This window comes from Rathayibacter tritici (genome assembly GCF_001641005.1).
Classification (GTDB): domain Bacteria; phylum Actinomycetota; class Actinomycetes; order Actinomycetales; family Microbacteriaceae; genus Rathayibacter; species Rathayibacter tritici.
Genome location: NZ_CP015515.1, coordinates 412089 through 428253, shown reverse-complemented (window position 1 = coordinate 428253; position 16165 = coordinate 412089). Strand labels below are relative to the sequence as shown.

Below are 16165 nucleotides of genomic sequence, written 5' to 3'. Positions count from 1 at the left end.
TCGCGGAGAGGGGCGGGATGTCGCTGGAACTGCGTCAGCTCCGGATCTTCGTGACCGTCGCCGACGAGCTGCATTTCGGCCGCGCCGCCGCGCACCTGCGGCTCCCGCCGTCGGTGGTCAGCGAGCAGATCAAGCGCCTGGAGCAGTTGATCGGAGTCGAGCTGTTCGATCGCAGCCGTCGGGCGATCAGCCTCACCGCCGCCGGGAGCGAGCTGGTGGCTCCGGGGCGCGCCCTGCTGCACGACGCCGAATCCTTCGTCGGGACTGCGCGGGCGAACGAGCACCCGGGTCGCGTCCTGCGCCTGGGTATCGGTCTCGGCATGGGGCGCCGGCTCGCCTTCATCCTGCGCCTGTTGGCGAGCGCCGGTCACTCCGTGCGGACCGTCTCCGTGCCGCCGGCGGAACGCTGCGCTCTCCTCACCGCAGGCGAACTCGACGCCGCGTTCATCCGCGGGCGCGTGCGCCGCGGCCCGCTGATCGCGCATCACGTCTGGGACGACGAACTCGTCGCCGCGCTGCCCGAGCACCATCCCCTCGCCACTCAGGAGTCTGTGCAGCTCGCCGACCTGGCCCAGTCCCCCGCCGCGCTCGTCCCGCGGGAGGAGAACCCGGCGCTGCACGACATCCTCTCCGGCGGCTTAGCTGCGCTCGGCCTCAGCGTCGAAGTCGGCATGCGCTTCAGCACCGTTGAGGCGACCTTCGCCGAACTGGTGGCTCACCCCACGGCGATGTGGACGCCGGTGTTCGCCGCGTACGAGACCGAGCACGTCTACGAGGGCATCTCGATCGCGGCGATCCAGCCCCGCCTGACGCTCCCGGCGTTCCTCGCCGTGCACCCCCGATCGATGGGGCGGTTGCAGTTCGTGATCGATGCGAGCAGGAAGAGTGGCGCCGGGGCGCTGCAGCAGTCTCCGCGCTGAGCGGGACCCGCCCTCCCGGCGCTTCCGGGCGTTCACCTCCTCCCCTTACGGTGGGGCCATGACGACGCGCACCGGCCGCTGGCCCGTCCTCGCCTGGGGCCTGTGGGACTGGGGCGGCTCGGCCTTCAACGCCGTCGTGACGACCTTCGTCTTCACCGTCTACCTCACCACCGACGGGCTCTTCGGCACGCCGAGCGGAGTCTCCGCCGCGCTGGGCTGGTCGCTCGCGGCCGCAGGAGTGGTCGTCGCCGTCATCGCCCCGATCACCGGCCGGCGAGCCGACCTCGGCGGCCGCCGCCGACTCTGGCTGGGGGTCCACTCGGGAGTCGTCGTTCTCTGCATCCTGCTGATGTTCTTCGTCCGCCCCGAGCCGGCCTTCCTCTGGCTGGGGCTCGGACTGCTCGCGGTCGGCACGGTCTTCTTCGAGTTCGCGAGCGTCAACTACAACGCGATGCTCACCCAGATCTCGACGCGGGCGAGCATCGGCCGCGTCTCCGGGTTCGGCTGGGGTCTGGGCTACGTGGGCGGCATCGTGCTGCTGCTGATCGTCTACGTCGGCTTCATCGCTCCCGAGGTCGGCCTCTTCGGAGTGACCGGCGACGACGGCCTCGACGTGCGGGTCTCACTCTTGCTCGCCGGTGTCTGGTTCGCGGCCTTCGCCCTGCCCGTCCTCTTCGCGGTTCCGGAGGCGCCCGCGCGCGCGGGCCGGTGGGAGCGGGTCGGGGTGATCGCCTCCTACCGGGCGCTGTTCGCGCAGGTCGCGGCTCTCTGGCGCGAGAGCCGCAGCACCGTGACCTTCCTCATCGCCAGCGCGGTGTTCCGCGACGGGCTCACCGGCGTCTTCACCTTCGGCGGCGTGCTGGCACAGGGCACCTTCGGCTTCAGCGCCGGCGAGGTGATCCTGTTCGCGATCGCGGCGAACCTCGTGGCCGGAGTGGCGACCATCTCGGTCGGTGCGCTCGACGACCGCATCGGCCCGAAGGCGGTGATCGTCGCCTCGCTGACCGGCCTGGTGATCTGCGGCGCGACCGTCTTCGCGCTGCACGACGGCGGGAAGACGGTGTTCTGGATCTTCGGGCTACTGCTGTGCCTGTTCGTTGGACCGGCGCAGTCGGCGAGCCGCAGCTACCTCGCGCGCCTCATTCCGGAGGGACGCGAGGGCGAGATCTTCGGCCTGTACGCGACGACCGGACGGGCCGCCTCGTTCCTTGCTCCCGCAGCCTTCGCGGCCGCCGTCTCGATCGCCGCCTCGGTCTCGGGGAGCGCGGAGTCGAACGTGCAGTACTGGGGCATCCTCGGCCTCGTCCTGGTTCTCGCGGTCGGGCTGATGCTCCTCCTGCCGGTGCGCCGCCCGCCGTCGAGCGCCCCTCTCGCGCCACAGACCCGCCACACGCCGTCGATTCGCCTAGAGTGACCGGGCCGCGCCGAAGCGGCGTGAAGGAGGTCGGGGATGTCGTCACGCCCCGCGGATCAGCGCACACCAGGACCGGAGCGGCACACGGACGAGGCGGTGCCCGCGGTCGAGCGGCCGCAGACGGCTCCGGTCTCCGAGTGGCCGACGGTGCCCGGCGCACCGGTCGCCCCCGAGAGTCCTGAGCACCCCGCTCGCCCCGCGAAGGTGCGGGTGCGGAAGAAGCGGCGGGAGTCGCGAGGCACCCGCGCTCGGCGCATCCTCCGGCGTGTGGGGCTGACGGCCCTCGCGGTGGTACTCCTCGTTGCGCTCGTCGGCGTCGTCGCGCTGATCCTCGCGCCGCACCAGCTCTTCTGAGCGCCCGACGCCTGCACGCAGACAGTGCGGCACGCAGACAGTGCGGCACGCAGACAGTGCGGCACGCAGACAGTGCGGCTCAGGCCGTGGCGATCCAGAAGACGATCAGCAGCAGCGTGACCAGGAAGCCGGTCAGGAAATTCAGCGCGAGGAAACGCTTCCAGCCGGCGTTCGCGCGCTCCGCCTCCGCATCGCCGAGCGACCGGTACTGCCAGATGCTCACCGCGTAGGGCACCGCGAGGATCGCCGCGAGGGTCCCCGGCCACGGCAGCAGAAGCAGGAGCAGCCCGCTCGCGACGTAGGCGGCGATGGCGAGGCGCGTGGTCGCCCTCGCTCCGATCACCGTCGCGATCGAGCCGATGCCGCCCGCGCGGTCGGCCAGGATGTCCTGCACCGCTCCGAAGGCATGGCTGGCGATCCCCCAGAGGAAGAACGCCACCAGCAACGCCACCAGCGGGCCGGTGACGACGGTGCCCGCGAGGGCGATCCCATAGACGGCCGGGCTGACGAAGTGTGTCGCCGAGGTCAGCGAGTCGATGAAAGGCCGCTCCTTGAATCGCAGTCCCGGAGCACTGTAGGCGATCACAGCAAAAACGCTGATCGCGAGGACGAGCCACGAGACCGGGGACCCCAGCACCACGAGGGCCACCAGGAACGGTACGTTCGTCGCCACCGCGGCGATCAGGGTCGCGCGGTGCTGACTCCGGTCGAGCACGGCGCCCTCGACACCGCCCTTGCGGGGGTTGCGCAGGTCGGACTCGTAGTCGAAGACGTCGTTGATCCCGTACATCGCCAGGTTGTAGGGGATGAGGAAGTAGATCGTGCCGAGCACGAAGGCGAGGTCGATCTCGCGCGTGGTCAGCAGATACGCCGCCGCGAAGGGGTAGGCCGTGTTGACCCAGCTCAGCGGGCGGCTCGAGACGAACAGCGCGCTCAGCCGGTTCACGGCTCGCTCCGACGTCGCGCGGGCAGGAGGACCCAGAGCGCCGGGAGCGCGAGGGCGGCGGCGATCGCGTAGGCGAAGTCCTCGATCGGAGCGACACCGATCCGGATGCCCGAGATGAGGTCGTCGTCGTAGGCGACCAGCAGGCCCACTCCGATCATGATGTTGTCGAAGACGGCGGTCATCACCAGCAGCACGGCGAGCGTGCCGAGCACGGCGGCCGGACGGAGGATCCGCCGGCGCAGCGCGGCCAGCAGCAGCACCAGCACCACCGCGAGGAACACGGCGTTGAGGAGGAGGTAGGTCACGCCCGAGCCCCCGCCCGCCGAGCGGCGTACCGGGACAGGAAGCCGTGCACATCCATCGTCAGGTAGCAGAGCAGCGTGAGGAAGAGGACCTCCTCGACCGGCAGCTCCGGTGCGAGCTGGAGCCCGGTCATGGAGGACGTCTCGCCGCGGAAGAAGATGCCCAGGCCGATCCCCACGAGGTCCCACACCAGGAAGAACGCGACTCCTACCGGCAGCACGATCGCCGCGCGGCGCGCATCCGCCCAGAAGAACAGCCGGAACCGCCGGTCGAGCACGACCATCCCGGTGATCGAGACGAGGAGCGCGAGCAGGTAGAGGATCCCCACGCCTACTCCCCCGCGGGAACGGGCGCGACCGGCGCCGAGGGCGCCTCGCGCACGGGCAGCGGCTCGGTCCTGACGTCGCCGCGGACGCGCTTGAGCATGACCTCGGCGCTGATGATACACATCGGCAGGCCGATCCCGGGGATGGTGGAGCTGCCCGCGAAGAGCAGGCCGTCGACGTGCTTGCTGACGTTCCCGGCGCGGAAGAACGCGCTCTGCGAGAGCACGTGCGCGGGGCCGAGCATCGAGCCGCGCCAGGCGCCGAGATCGCTCTCGAAGTCGGCCGGGCCGATGGTGCGGCGCACGACGATCCGCTCGGCGAGGTCGGTCGCGCCGGTCCAGGTCGCGATCTGCTTGATCACGGAGTCGGCGATCGCCTCGACGCGCGCGTCGCCCGCTCCGTCCACCCCGCCGTGCCCGATCGAGGGGTCGGCGGGGATCGGGACGAGCACGAACAGGTTCTCGTGCCCCTCCGGCGCCACGCTCGCATCGGTCGCGCTCGGGCGGCAGACGTAGATCGAGGCCGGATCGGGAACGGTCGGGTGCTCGCCGAAGATCTTGTCGAAGTTGTCGCGCCAGTCCCGCGTGAAGAGCAGGGTGTGGTGCTCGAGCTCGGGGAGCTTGCCGCGCACGCCGAGCAGCACGAGGACGGCGCTCGGGCCGGGCTCGCGCGTCTCCCAGTAGGCCGGCGGGTAGGTCCGCAGCTCCTCGGGGAGGAGCGACTGCTCAGTGGTGAAGAGGTCGGATGCGTTGACGACCAGGTCCGCGGGAATCCGCTCCGTGCCCTCGGGGCCCGTGAACTCGACTCCGACGACCTCGGCCCCGCGGCGCCCGCCGCGCGGGGAGCGGGCGGTGAGGATGCGCGTCGCGGGCGAGGAGGTGCGGATGCGTACGCCCGCCTCCTCGGCGACGTCGGCGACCGCCTCGATCAGCGTCGTGAATCCGCCCATCGGGTAGAGCACGCCGTCGGCGAGGTCGAGGTGGCTCATCAGGTGGTACATGCTCGGCGCGTTGAACGGCGAGGACCCCAGGAACACGGCCGGGTAGCCGAGGATCTGACGCAGCCGGTTGTCGGTGACCGCCTTCGCCGCGAACGTGTCGAGCGGGGTGAGCAGCAGGCGGCCGAGCGTCCCGGTGCGGCTGAGCACGTCGCGGCGCAGCAGCGGGAGGAAGGAGGAGAAGCTCGTATAGAGGAAGCGGCGCTTCGCCATCTCGTAGGTGTCGCGCGCGGAGTCGAGGTACACGCGCATCCGCTCGCCCGCCCCGGGCTCGATGCTCTCGAAGAGCGCGAGGTTCGACTCCAGGTCCGCGAGCACGTCGATCGGCTCCTCGACGCCCTCACTGTAGACGCGGTAGCCGGGGTCGAGGGTGACCAGGTCGAGCCGCTCGGCGGCGCTGGTGCCCATCAGGCGGAAGAAGTGGTCGAACACCTCGGGCATCAGGTACCAGGATGGGCCGGTGTCGAAGCGGAACCCCTCGTGCTCCCACGAGCCGGCGCGGCCACCGACGACCTCGCGCGCCTCCAGCAGGGTCACGTCGTAGCCGTCGCGGGCGAGCAGCGCGGCGGAGGCGAGGCCGCCGATTCCGCCGCCGATGACGACCGCTCGGTGCGGTCCGGTCTTCGAACGGGTCGCGCGGACCGGACCGGGACCCAGCCGCGGGCCGAGCGTCGAGACGGCGGCCTTCGCGGCGAGCGCCGCCTTGGTGGCCGTGGGCACACTGACGCGGGCGCGGAGCAGTTCCTCGGCGGGCGTCGCGCGGATCCGGTCGGCCAGCGCGGCGAAGAGGGAGTGGGCCAGCCGCACCGCGCGCCGGCTCGAGCGCGGGAGTTCCGGGACGATGGCGGCTGCCTCGGCGAGGTCGGCGTCGAGGTCGGCGAGCAGGGCGGCCTTGTCGCGCTCCGAGAAGGCGTGCGGATCGACTCCGGGGAAGTAGCTGCGGCCGAGGCCGTCGACATCGGCGTCGAGGTCGCGGAGGAAGTTGACCTTCTGGAACGCGGCACCCAGGCGGCGGGCACCGGCGACGAGGCGCTCGCGCGCGACCGCCGAGACGAGCCCGGCGTCCGGAGCCGCGAGGAACACGTGCAGGCACATCAGCCCGACGACCTCGGCGGAGCCGTAGACGTAGGCCTCGAACGACTCGGGAGTGTGCGCGGTCTCGCGCAGGTCGGCCCGCATCGACGCGAAGAACGGGCGGGTCAGCTCGGTGCCGAACCCGGTGGCCCGCGCTGTCCGGGCGAAGGCGTGAATCACCAGATTGGAGCTGTAGCCGGAGGCGAGCGCGCGCTCGGTTTCGGCCTCGAAGGCGTCCAGCGACTCCTCCACGGCCGCGCGGTCGAGTTGCGCCTCCTCGGCGACACCATCCACGATCTCGTCGGCGACGCGGACGAGGGCGTAGACATCCTCCACGCGCTTGCGCACGCCGGGTGCGAGCAGGCGCGTGGCCAGACCGAAGGAGGTGGAGTAGCGACGGATCACCTGCGCGGACGACTCGTGCGCGACGCGATCGTACAGTTCGCTCTGGCGGCTCATCGTGCCACCGTACGGGGACACAGGCGCAGGAACGGCATCGCGCTGCGCATCCGCGCGTGGCGGGACGCGCTCATCGGGTGCGCCCGACCACGCTGGCCACGAGCGGGCGGACCTCATTGCGGAACGCCTCCGGGACCGCCGGGGTTTCCAGCGCCGCCCAGGCACGGTCGACGAACTGGTTCGCGAGACCCTCGGCATAGCTGCGGGCACCGCAGTCCTCGAGAATGCCGCGCACCCGCTCGGCAGTCTCGGGAGCGAGGTACTCGTCGCCGATCAGGGCCTCGATGTCGGGCCAGCAGTCGGTGCCGGCCGCGTGCGCGATGAGAACGGTGCGTTTGCCCTCGCGCAGGTCGCCCAGCGTGGTCTTGCCGGTCTGCCCCTCCACGCCGAAGACACCGAGCAGGTCGTCGACGATCTGGTAGGCGATACCGATCCAGCGCCCGAACTCGCCCAGCGCGTCCACCGCCGCGTCTGAGGCGCCGGCGAGGATCGCTCCGGCTTGCAGCGGCGCCTCGAACGAGTACACCGCCGTCTTCAGGCGCTCCATGTCGAGCACCTCCTCGACCGAGGGCAGGCCGGGCATCAGCGAGAAGTCGACATCGGCGAGTTCGCCGGCGGCGGAAGCGAAGACGGCCTCGTCGAGCAGAGTGAGCAGGCGGGCGCGCACTTCGTCCGAGGCACCGACGCCCTCGACGAGGCGGTGAGCGCCGGTGAGGGCGAGGTCGCCCGCGATCACGGCGACCGACGTGCCGCGGTGCTCGGCGATCGGGATGGACAGGCCCGCGGTGGTGGCCTCGTCGCGATAGCTGCCCGAGACGTTCGGGCCGCCGCGGCGCACGAAGTCGCGGTCGATCACATCGTCGTGCACGATCAGTGCGGTGTGCAGGAGCTCGAAGGCGGCGCCGAGGTGCGCGGCGGCCTCCGGATCCTGACCGCCGTGGGCCTCGTAGGCCGAGATCACCATCAGTGGGCGGAATCGCTTGCCGCCGCGGGTATTGGCCTCCAGCGTCTGCCAGAGAGTGAGATAGCGAGGTCCCAGCCGCACTGCCCGGGACCTCGCCAGCGAGAAGAATCTGTCCAGGACGGCATCGACGTGCTCCTGCCTCAACCGGGACAGAACCACGGGGTCGCGCGTATCCACGTCGGAAGGCTAACAAAGCAGTGATCGTGAAGGATGAGCCGATTGGAGTGTTGCGGCGTGCTTGACTTGCAGCTATGACTTCGCCAGGCACCGCCGTGCAGACGGACCAGATCGAGCAGGTGGACCACATCGAGCAGGTGGACCACATCGAGCAGGTGGTCCTCCTCGACGAGGCCGGGAACGCCGTCGGCGTTGCCGACAAAGCGACCGTGCACAGCACCGCGACTCCCCTGCACCTCGCGTTCTCCTGCCATGTCTTCGCCCCGGACGGCGCCCTCCTGGTCACTCGCCGAGCTCTGCAGAAGCGCACCTGGCCCGGCGTCTGGACGAACTCCTTCTGCGGCCATCCCGCCCCGAACGAGCGGATCGAGGACGCCGTCGTGCGCCGTGCCGAGCGCGAGCTCGGTGCCCGGCTGGCGACGCCGGAGGTCGCTCTGCCGGACTTCCGCTACCGCGCGGTCGACGCCTCCGGAATCGTCGAGAACGAGATCTGCCCGGTGTACACGGCGACCCTCGAGAGCCGGGAGGCGCTCGATCCGCGCCGAGACGAGGTCATGGACTACGAGTGGGTCGACCCGGAGGCGACGGTGGCCGCCGTGCGCGCGACTCCGTGGGCCTTCTCACCCTGGCTCGTCCTGCAGCTCCCCCGCCTGCTCGGCTGACCCCCGCCCTCTCCCCTCCGCGAGATGCCACAAAGGTAGGCGTTCGTCGGCGTGTCGCGCACTCAAGTGGCATCTCGCGGCGGGCGTTAGGCCGAGTAGACGTCGGTGCGGTGGAAGTTCAGGGACGAGCGCGAGGCGGTCGGGCCGCGCTGGCCCTGATAGCGCGAGCTGTACTCGGCCGAGCCGTAGGGCTTCTCGGCGGGCGAGCTGAGGCGGAAGAAGCACATCTGGCCGATCTTCATCCCCGGCCAGAGGGTGATGGGCAGAGTCGCCACGTTGCTCAGCTCGAGAGTGATGTGGCCGATGAATCCCGGGTCGATGAACCCGGCAGTCGAGTGCGTCAGCAGGCCGAGCCGGCCCAGCGAGCTCTTGCCCTCCAAGCGCGCCGCGATGTCGTCCGGCAGCGACACCTCCTCGTAGGTCGACCCGAGCACGAACTCGCCCGGGTGCAGGATGAACGGCTCGCCCTGCGGCGTCTCGACCAGGTGGGTCAGCTCAGGTTGATCCTCGGCCGGATCGATATAGGGGTAGCGGTGATTGTCGAACAGCCGGAAGAAGCGGTCCAGGCGCACATCGACGGACGACGGCTGCAGCATCGACGGATCGTGCGGGGTGAGCCCCACGCGTCCGGAGGCGAGTTCGAACGAAATGTCGCGGTCGGAGAGGAGCACGCTGCGATCCTAGGGCGTGAGGCGACCTCGGACCTGGGGCAGGCGCGACCCTTGCTACGATGTCCTGGTGCGCCCGAGCGGCGCCGCGCGAGTGTAGTTCAATGGTAGAACTTCTGCTTCCCAAGCAGATGGCGCGGGTTCGATTCCCGTCACTCGCTCCACACCTGCTCAGCGGCCAGAGTGCCACTCGAGCACGATCTCGTCTGCGGGAAGAGCTTCCTACAGCTCGCTCTCTCTTCGCTGCTCACCCTGCGGACACCTGAAGTCCGGCGGAGACGTCGAGACTCCTTTTCGCTCGCTCGACGTAGCGGCGACACGCCATTGCGCCGTAGACCGGGCCGAGCTGCTTCTTCGCAGCCCCTTCGCCCCGGGTCTCGTCCACGAAGGACGCGAGATCATCGAGGCATTCCGCGACGGGGTCGCCGGCCTCGACGAGACCGTCGGTGTCTTCGTCACCTTCGGCTCCGAGGACTTCATCGTCCACGTCGCCGTCCGCGACAACCGGGACCTCTACGCCTTCGTCATCGACGAGCTGACCCAGCGCCGCGAGGTCGCCGACGTCCGCACCTCCGTCGTCTACGAGCACCTGCGCGAGCAGGTCGTCCTGCCGCTGGGGCCGCGCGTCACCTCCGTGGAGAAGAACGGACACATAAGATAATGTTTAACTCAGCCGCCTTCACCTAAAGAATACGAGGCCCTGATGGCGCAGCGCTCCGCCCCGCCCCGCCCTGCCGTCGCGGACGCACTGCTCCTCCTGGGCCAGCTCGTCCGCGAAGCGCGACTCGGCCGCCGATGGACACGGGACGAACTCGCCGTGCGTGCCGGTGTCTCGACACCCACTGTCGCCGCCATCGAGGCCGGCGCCCCCGGCACGGCCGTCGCCACGGTTTTCAGCGTCGCCGAGCTGGTCGGCGTTCCGATCTTCGGGATCGACGACCCGCTCGAGCTGGCCCGCCGCCGCAGGAGCGGTGAGGAGAAGCTCGCGCTCCTCCCCTCGCGTGTCCGCCACCGCACAAGCGACGATCTCGACGATGACTTCTGATCGCGTCTACGTCTGGACCTGGCTCCCCGGAGCCCAGACGCCGGTCGTCGCCGGGGCGCTCGAGCAGCGCGGCGACCGCTTCCCCTTCGTCTACGCCTCCTCCTACCGCGCGCGCCCTGACGCGATCAGTCTCTACACACCCGAGCTCCCGCTCCGCGACGGCACGATCGAGCCGCGCGACGGACTCGTCCTCGCCGGCGCACTGCGCGACGGGAGCCCCGACGGCTGGGGGCGCACGGTGATCGACGAGCGCTGGGGAGCCGGAGACCGCGGGCTGACCGAGCTGCAGTACCTGATCGCGTCGGGGTCCTCTCGATTCGGGGCTCTCGACTTCCAGGAGTCTCCGACGAGCTACGTCCCCCGGGAGGACCGTTCCTCCCTCGACGAGCTGCACGAGGCGGCCGACCGACTCGAGGCGGGACTCGCCCTCTCGCCCGCGCTGGACGCCGCGCTCCTGCGCGGCACCAGCATCGGCGGCGCCAGGCCGAAGGCGACCCTCGTCGATGACGCAGGGGTGGAGCACATCGCGAAGTTCTCCTCGAGCAGCGACCGGACCTTCCAGGTCGTGAACGCGGAGGCCGCCGCCCTCGCGCTCGCGCGACGCGCCGGCCTTGACGTCGCCGAAAGCCGCGTCGTCTCCTCGCTCGGGAAGGACGTCCTCCTCGTGCGGCGGTTCGATCGCGAGGGCCGCCGACGCCGCCACGTCGTGTCGGCGCTCACCCTGAGCGGGGAGAGCGAATTGACCGCACGCTACGTCACCTATCCCGACGTGCTGGACGTGCTGCGGCGGCACGGACCGGCGGGGGTGGATCCGGGTCCCGAGCTGTTCGCGCGAATCGCCTTCAACATGGCGATCAGCAACTCCGATGACCACCCCAGGAACCACGCTGCGTTCTGGGACGGCCGTCACCTCGGCCTGACCCCGGCGTACGACCTCGCCCCGGGCAACCGCTCGGGTGAGACGGCGAGCCAGGCGCTCGCGTACGGCCGATTCGGCGAGAGGCGCGCAAACGTCGCCGCCCTCCTCCAGACCGCGCCCATCTACGGACTCGACCTCCGAAAGGGTCGCGCTGTCGTCGAGAGGATCGTCGAGGCCGTCCTCGACGGATTCGACGACGCGGTCGATCAGGCTCGCGTGCCCGAGCGGGACCGCTCTCTGCTCCGGGGCCACCTCTTCCTCAACCCCGGGGTGCTGCACGGCCTCACCGGCGTCGTAACCGGGTGGACGGGCGGCGTCGGACCCTCTTCCGTCGCGACACGCCGGGCGGATCCGCGGTAGGGCGCCGGATCGGGGAGCGCAGAGGGCAGGGTGGAGGGGTGAGCGAGCTCGTGCAGATCCCGTCACCGGGCGTCGCCCTCGAGTACGGGCAGCCCGGCCGGCCCGTGGTGGTCGTGCTGCACGACGTGTTCGGGCGCCTCCCGTGGCTGGAGCCGTTCGCCGAGGCAGTGGCGAAGCACGGCTACCACGTGCTCGTGCCGGACCTCTACGACGGCTGGGCCACCCTCACTCCGGAGGACGCGCGCGACCTCGCCGCGATGGCGGCGCAGGACCGAAACCTCGCCGTCGTCGCCGAGGCGGTGCACACCGGAGTCGCGGTAGGAGCGCAGCGCAGCGCCGTCATCGGCTTCGGGTTCGGCGGTCGGCTCGGGCTGCTCGCGGCGGGCACGGGCCTCGTCGACGCGGTCGTCGCCTACTACGCCACCCTCGGCGCCGAGGAGCACGTGCTCGTACCGTGCCCGACACTCCTGCACTACGCGCAGCACGACGAATGGCCCGCGGGCGATGACCCGGAGTCGTTCGTCGGTCGGCTGAAGGAGTCGGGGACTCCGGTCACGACGCACACCTACCCGGATACCCGGCGCCACTTCGCGAACGGCACCCTGCGCGACGCCGTGAGCCCGGCCTCCGCGGCCCTCGCCTACGCGCGGACGCTCTCGTTCCTGAATCCGCAGCTCATCGACACCTGAGCCTCAGCCCTGCACATCGTGCAGGTGGTGCTGGATGTCGTGCAGGTAGTAGCGGGCGATCGTCTCGACGGTGAAGGAGGCGCCGTCGCTGCGGCGGCCGGGGCGCTGCCACTGGGCGCCGGTGACGGAGTCGAAGATCTCGGCGACCCGCTCGGCCGCGTCGACCAGGTCGCGGCCGACCGTGCCCGGGTCCTGCTGGTCGTAGCGCTCCTCAACGGCGGTGACGTCCTGGTCCCAGTTGGGATAGAGCGGGTCGTCGCCCGTGAGCATCAGCTGCACCCGAGTGCGGTAGATCCGGTGCACGTCGCGCACGTGCGCCGCATACTCCAGGGGCGACCAGGTCTCATCGTCCGGCCGACCCGCGGCGTCGTCGCGCTCGAGCACGTACGGCCAGGCGGCGGCGTTCTCTCGGATGAGCCCGGCGACCTCGTCGGCGTCGACGAGCGAGGCGTCGAATCCGCACTCGAGGCAGGGCCGCTCGAGGACCCAGGTCCAGTCCTTGGTGTCGGGAGTGATCGGCATGGCACCAGAGTAGAACGCCCCGGGCTCAGCAGCGCGCCGAGGTCTCCTGCACCGCGCTGCGTTCGCCGTCGGCCGTCCACGGGAGCTGCGGGAGACCGTCCGCTCCGGCCGCCGCGCCCTGCTCGACCGCGATCGCGGCCAGGGCCCGGGCGACGGTCGCGGCGAAGTCGCCGCCGGGCGTCGAGCTGTTGATCGAGACGGCCACCGTCAGTCCCGAGACCGGGTCGGAGTAGGCGGCGGTGACGAAGCCCGGCGCCACGCCGGAGAAGCCGCGGAGGGGACCGGCCTCGTGTCCACCGAGTCCAGCGCGGAGATAGTCGGCGCGGCCCTGGCCCTGCGCGATCGGGTCCTGCCACACGGCGTCACCTGCGGGGTCGGCGGCGAGGCCCGAGGCCAGGCGCCGCAGATCCTCGAGATCCGTCAGGGCGCCACCGGCCGCGCCGAGTGCGGACGGGGATGCGGCGGTGACGTCGAGCCGCACGTCGCAGCGCCTCTCTCCGGTGACCGGGTCGAGCGCGACAGCGTAGCCGTGCGGGGACGGGGCGGGGAGATCGACCTCGGAGCCGCCCGGCAGCTTCGTGCTGCGCAGGCCGTACCGCGACACCACGTACTGGTCGTACAGTTCGCCGATGCTGCGCCCGGTGACCTGCGTGGCGACGAGGCCGGCGAGCAGCGGCCCGGTCGAAGAGTCGGACCAGACCGCCCCGGGGGCCGTCGAGGCCCCGCGCACCTGGGCTGAGGCGAGTAGCTCCAGCGTCGGCCACTGCCGCGCCGGGTTCCGCAGCACGGTCGGCCAGAGCGGCGAACGGAAATCGGCGAGGCCCGAGGTGTGCGCGCAGAGTTGGCGCAGGGTGAGGCCGTCGACGCCGGGAAGGGAGCGCAGGGTCTCGCCGATGTCGGCGTCGAGGTCGACGCGGCCGGACTCGGCCAGCGCGACGACCACGTCGCACGTCATCGCCTCGGTGCCGCCGGTGCCCAGCCGCAGGTGGACGTCCGTGGTGAGCGGAGTGGTGCGTTCGTCCGACTCCCAGCCGACTGCGCCCTCCCAACTGCCGCCCCACGGCGACCACACTCCGGCGACCGCTCCGGTCGCACCGGCGATGCCGAGCGTCTCTTCGAGGAGCCCCGTCAGCGCGGCGGAGAGTTCCTCCGACGCGGGCTGCGCGGGAGCATCGGCGACGCGGGCGGCGGCCGGCGTGCATCCGGCCAGTGCGAGCACCAGGACCGGGACGACGAGCAGCCCCGTCCGCGTCAGTGTGCGAAACCCCATGCCGTGCGACTCCCCTGGTCGTCTGAGAACGGCACCACTGTACGGGGGCGTCGGCGGGCCGCGACGGCCGGTCTGCGCACCGGCGCGATTCGTGTCCTGACCGTGACCGGTGGCTGCCAGTGACGGGCGCAGCCCTGATCGTGATCGGCGCGATCCACCTCATGGGCGGCGCGGTCCACCCCGTTCCCAAACCGGCAGGCCGCGGGTTACGAAGAGGGGGAGTACAGCGCAGAGGCGCTGCTCGAAGGAGGTAAGAGACCATGCGTAGATCCCCTAATCGACTGCTGGCGACTCTCTTCGGAGCCGTCTATGTCGTCGTCGGGCTTCTCGGCTTCGTCGTCACCGGAGGCGTGCAGTTCCTCTCGACCGAAGGCGGGCTCCTGCTCGGCATCTTCGAAGTGAATCCGTTGCACAACATCGCTCATCTGCTCATCGGAGGCGCGCTGCTGATCGCGGGCCTGTCGACCGTTGCCGCGGCGAAGAGCGTGAACGCGACGGTCGGAGCGGTGTACCTGTTGCTGGGCATCGTGGGCTTCTTCTTGGTCGATACCGCTCTGAATGTGCTGGCGCTGAATACCGCCGACCACTTCCTGCACCTGGCCAGCGCGCTGGTGCTCCTGGGAGTCGGACTCGGTACCGAGAAAGGGGCGAGGACGCGTACCGCCGCGACCGCCTAAACCCGGGCGGCATCGCCGCCCCTCCAGACTCCGTCCGCCGCGGGCCCGCCGTTTTCCGCGGCGGACGGACCGAACGGCCCCGGACGACACGATGCGGTGTGTCGATCCGGGGCCTCCTTTCTTTCCCCACCCGTCCCCGACCGCATGATCGGAGCAGTCATGACGACCGTGGCACGCTGCAACGCCGCCTTCGCCGGACTGGGTGCGGGCCTCGTTCACCTCTCGATCGCCGCCGGTGGTGAGGGAGTGCCGGCCCCCGTGATCGGTCTGCTCGGCGCCGTCGAGATCCTCTGGAGCGTCCTCGTTCTGTCACGCGGGCGGATCCTTCTGCCGCGAACCGCACTCGTCGTCGCGGTCGCCGCTCTCGCCGCCTTCGTGCTGGCCCTGGCGACCGGCGCTCTCGCCGAGCCGATGCCCGCGCTCGCCGCAGCGGTCCTCGAGCTGACCGCCACCGCCGTGGTCGCCGTCTCGCTCCGCTCGTCGCGGACCGAGGAGCGCACCGTTTCGCCCACGCGCGCCCTGATCGGCCTGCTGGCCGGCGCACTGGCCGTTTCGGCCCTGGCGACTCCGGCGTTGGCCGCCTCCTCAGGGGGTTCCGGCGAGAGGGGTGGGATGCACTCGGTCGTCGACGGTGGCCACCAGCACTGACACGCAGGCACACTGGATCGCAGGCACACTGGCCCACGGTGCCCCCTGGTCCCGGCGGCGTCGCTCGGCTAAGGTAAGGCCAACCTAAGTCGTCGAGGGAGGCCACCGTGTCGAACGTCGTACCGTTCTCCGAGGCCCTGCGCCTGCGCATCGGCCAGTCCGGTGCCGACGACGAGGGCGCCGCCTTCATGACCTCGCTGATGACCGGCTCCGGCAGCCGCGACGACTACATCGCGCTCATCTCGCAGCACTACTTCGTCTACGAAGCGCTCGAGGCCGTCGCTGAAGACATGGCCGGCGATCCGGTCGCGCAGCCCTTCCTCTCGGCCAAGCTCACCCGCCTCCCCGCGATCGCGGAGGACCTGCGCTTCCTCGTCGGCGAGGACTGGCGCGAGCGCATCCGCCCGCTGCCCTCGACCAGCGCGTACGTCGACCGGATCCGCACCGTTGCCGCAGGCTGGAGCGGTGGATTCGTCGCGCACCACTACACGCGCTACCTCGGCGACCTCTCCGGCTGCGCGATCGTGAGGGCCCTGCTGCAGCGGCGCTTCGGCTTCGAGACCAACGGCGTGGGCTTCTTCCTGTACGGCGAGATCGCCGCCCCCTCGGCCTTCCGCGCCACCTACCGCGAGCAGCTCGATGCGGCGGGCTGGGACGACCAGGAGCGCGAGCGGGTCATCGCGGAAGTCGCGGAGGCGTACCGGCTGACGACGGAGCTGTTCCGCGACCTCGCGCGCACCTGCGCGGCGGCCTGACACCGCGCCCGTGCCG

19 protein-coding genes and 1 tRNA gene are annotated in these 16165 nt (G+C 70.9%); 12 read left to right on the top strand and 8 right to left on the bottom strand.

The genetic code is table 11. The annotated features are described in order from the left end of the window. The first annotated feature begins 17 nt into the window (after positions 1-17). From A6122_RS01950 to A6122_RS01940, 3 genes are read left to right on the top strand one after another with little or no spacing between them, the layout of a single operon-like run. Entirely contained in the window at positions 18-920 is a 903-nt protein-coding gene (locus tag A6122_RS01950) for a LysR family transcriptional regulator (RefSeq protein ID WP_068250964.1), read from the top strand. Between the two features lie 58 nt (positions 921-978). Continuing rightward, positions 979-2334: an MFS transporter gene (locus tag A6122_RS01945; protein WP_068250962.1), complete on the top strand. Its 1356-nt coding sequence runs from the start codon at positions 979-981 to the stop codon at positions 2332-2334. Between the two features lie 36 nt (positions 2335-2370). Beyond that, positions 2371-2688, top strand: coding sequence for a hypothetical protein (locus A6122_RS01940; protein WP_068250959.1), 318 nt, complete (start codon positions 2371-2373; stop codon positions 2686-2688). 79 nt (positions 2689-2767) lie between these two features. Here the strand turns inward: A6122_RS01940 and A6122_RS01935 are convergent, their stop codons facing one another. From A6122_RS01935 to A6122_RS01915, 5 genes are all read right to left on the bottom strand, one after another. Further along, positions 2768-3634, bottom strand: coding sequence for a prenyltransferase (locus A6122_RS01935; RefSeq protein WP_068250957.1), 867 nt, complete (start codon positions 3632-3634; stop codon positions 2768-2770). Beyond that, positions 3631-3939 carry a lycopene cyclase domain-containing protein gene (locus A6122_RS17205; RefSeq protein WP_068250954.1) on the bottom strand — a complete coding sequence of 103 codons (309 nt, stop codon included), beginning with the start codon at positions 3937-3939 and terminating at the stop codon, positions 3631-3633. Before A6122_RS17205 ends, A6122_RS01935 begins: the two co-directional genes overlap by 4 nt. Further along, a complete protein-coding gene (locus A6122_RS01925) occupies positions 3936-4265 on the bottom strand; it encodes a lycopene cyclase domain-containing protein (RefSeq protein WP_084415750.1) in 330 nt (109 codons plus the stop codon). The genes A6122_RS17205 and A6122_RS01925 overlap by 4 nt, the downstream gene beginning before the upstream one ends. 2 nt (positions 4266-4267) lie before the next feature. Then, on the bottom strand, positions 4268-6793 hold the full coding sequence (crtI, locus tag A6122_RS01920; protein WP_068256842.1) for a phytoene desaturase family protein: 2526 nt from the start codon (positions 6791-6793) through the stop codon (positions 4268-4270). Between the two features lie 70 nt (positions 6794-6863). After that, positions 6864-7838, bottom strand: a complete 975-nt coding sequence (locus A6122_RS01915; RefSeq protein ID WP_237358219.1) for a polyprenyl synthetase family protein — start codon at positions 7836-7838, stop codon at positions 6864-6866. Positions 7839-8008: 170 nt separating this feature from the next. Between A6122_RS01915 and idi the strand changes: the two genes are divergently transcribed. Then, complete coding sequence (gene idi / locus A6122_RS01910; protein WP_084415749.1) at positions 8009-8596, top strand: isopentenyl-diphosphate Delta-isomerase; 588 nt, start codon at positions 8009-8011, stop codon at positions 8594-8596. A gap of 86 nt (positions 8597-8682) precedes the next feature. On the opposite strand, the gene dcd is transcribed toward idi, so the two are convergent. Then, a complete protein-coding gene (gene dcd, locus A6122_RS01905) occupies positions 8683-9267 on the bottom strand; it encodes a dCTP deaminase (protein WP_068250951.1) in 585 nt (194 codons plus the stop codon). Between the two features lie 87 nt (positions 9268-9354). Between dcd and A6122_RS01900 the strand changes: the two genes are divergently transcribed. The 5 genes from A6122_RS01900 (at position 9355) to A6122_RS01880 (ending at position 12277) form a co-directional block, all read left to right on the top strand. Beyond that, positions 9355-9428, top strand: a tRNA-Gly gene (locus tag A6122_RS01900). Then, on the top strand, positions 9410-9925 hold the full coding sequence (locus A6122_RS17535; RefSeq protein ID WP_308470997.1) for an Lrp/AsnC ligand binding domain-containing protein: 516 nt from the start codon (positions 9410-9412) through the stop codon (positions 9923-9925). The genes A6122_RS01900 and A6122_RS17535 overlap by 19 nt, the downstream gene beginning before the upstream one ends. 42 nt (positions 9926-9967) lie before the next feature. Beyond that, a complete protein-coding gene (locus A6122_RS01890; protein WP_068250946.1) occupies positions 9968-10309 on the top strand; it encodes a helix-turn-helix transcriptional regulator in 342 nt (113 codons plus the stop codon). Continuing rightward, on the top strand, positions 10299-11588 hold the full coding sequence (locus tag A6122_RS01885; RefSeq protein ID WP_068250943.1) for a type II toxin-antitoxin system HipA family toxin: 1290 nt from the start codon (positions 10299-10301) through the stop codon (positions 11586-11588). The genes A6122_RS01890 and A6122_RS01885 overlap by 11 nt, the downstream gene beginning before the upstream one ends. Before the next feature lie 38 nt (positions 11589-11626). Further along, positions 11627-12277: a dienelactone hydrolase family protein gene (locus A6122_RS01880; protein WP_068250935.1), complete on the top strand. Its 651-nt coding sequence runs from the start codon at positions 11627-11629 to the stop codon at positions 12275-12277. A 3-nt stretch (positions 12278-12280) separates the two neighbouring features. On the opposite strand, the gene A6122_RS01875 is transcribed toward A6122_RS01880, so the two are convergent. Together A6122_RS01875 and A6122_RS01870 are read right to left on the bottom strand one after the other, a co-directional pair. Next, on the bottom strand, positions 12281-12799 hold the full coding sequence (locus A6122_RS01875) for a DinB family protein (RefSeq protein ID WP_068250930.1): 519 nt from the start codon (positions 12797-12799) through the stop codon (positions 12281-12283). A 25-nt stretch (positions 12800-12824) separates the two neighbouring features. Then, the gene (locus A6122_RS01870; protein WP_068250927.1) at positions 12825-14069 is read right to left on the bottom strand and encodes a serine hydrolase domain-containing protein; all 1245 of its coding nucleotides are present in this window, start codon (positions 14067-14069) and stop codon (positions 12825-12827) included. A gap of 260 nt (positions 14070-14329) precedes the next feature. Here A6122_RS01870 and A6122_RS01865 point away from each other — a divergent pair, with 260 nt between their 5' ends. From A6122_RS01865 to A6122_RS01855, 3 genes are all read left to right on the top strand, one after another. Further along, positions 14330-14746, top strand: coding sequence for a DUF4383 domain-containing protein (locus tag A6122_RS01865; protein ID WP_068250926.1), 417 nt, complete (start codon positions 14330-14332; stop codon positions 14744-14746). A gap of 159 nt (positions 14747-14905) precedes the next feature. After that, a complete protein-coding gene (locus A6122_RS01860; RefSeq protein WP_104261865.1) occupies positions 14906-15394 on the top strand; it encodes a hypothetical protein in 489 nt (162 codons plus the stop codon). Between the two features lie 107 nt (positions 15395-15501). Next, positions 15502-16149 (top strand): biliverdin-producing heme oxygenase, encoded by a 648-nt coding sequence (locus tag A6122_RS01855; protein ID WP_068250924.1) that lies wholly within the window; start codon positions 15502-15504, stop codon positions 16147-16149. Positions 16150-16165: the final 16 nt, after the last annotated feature.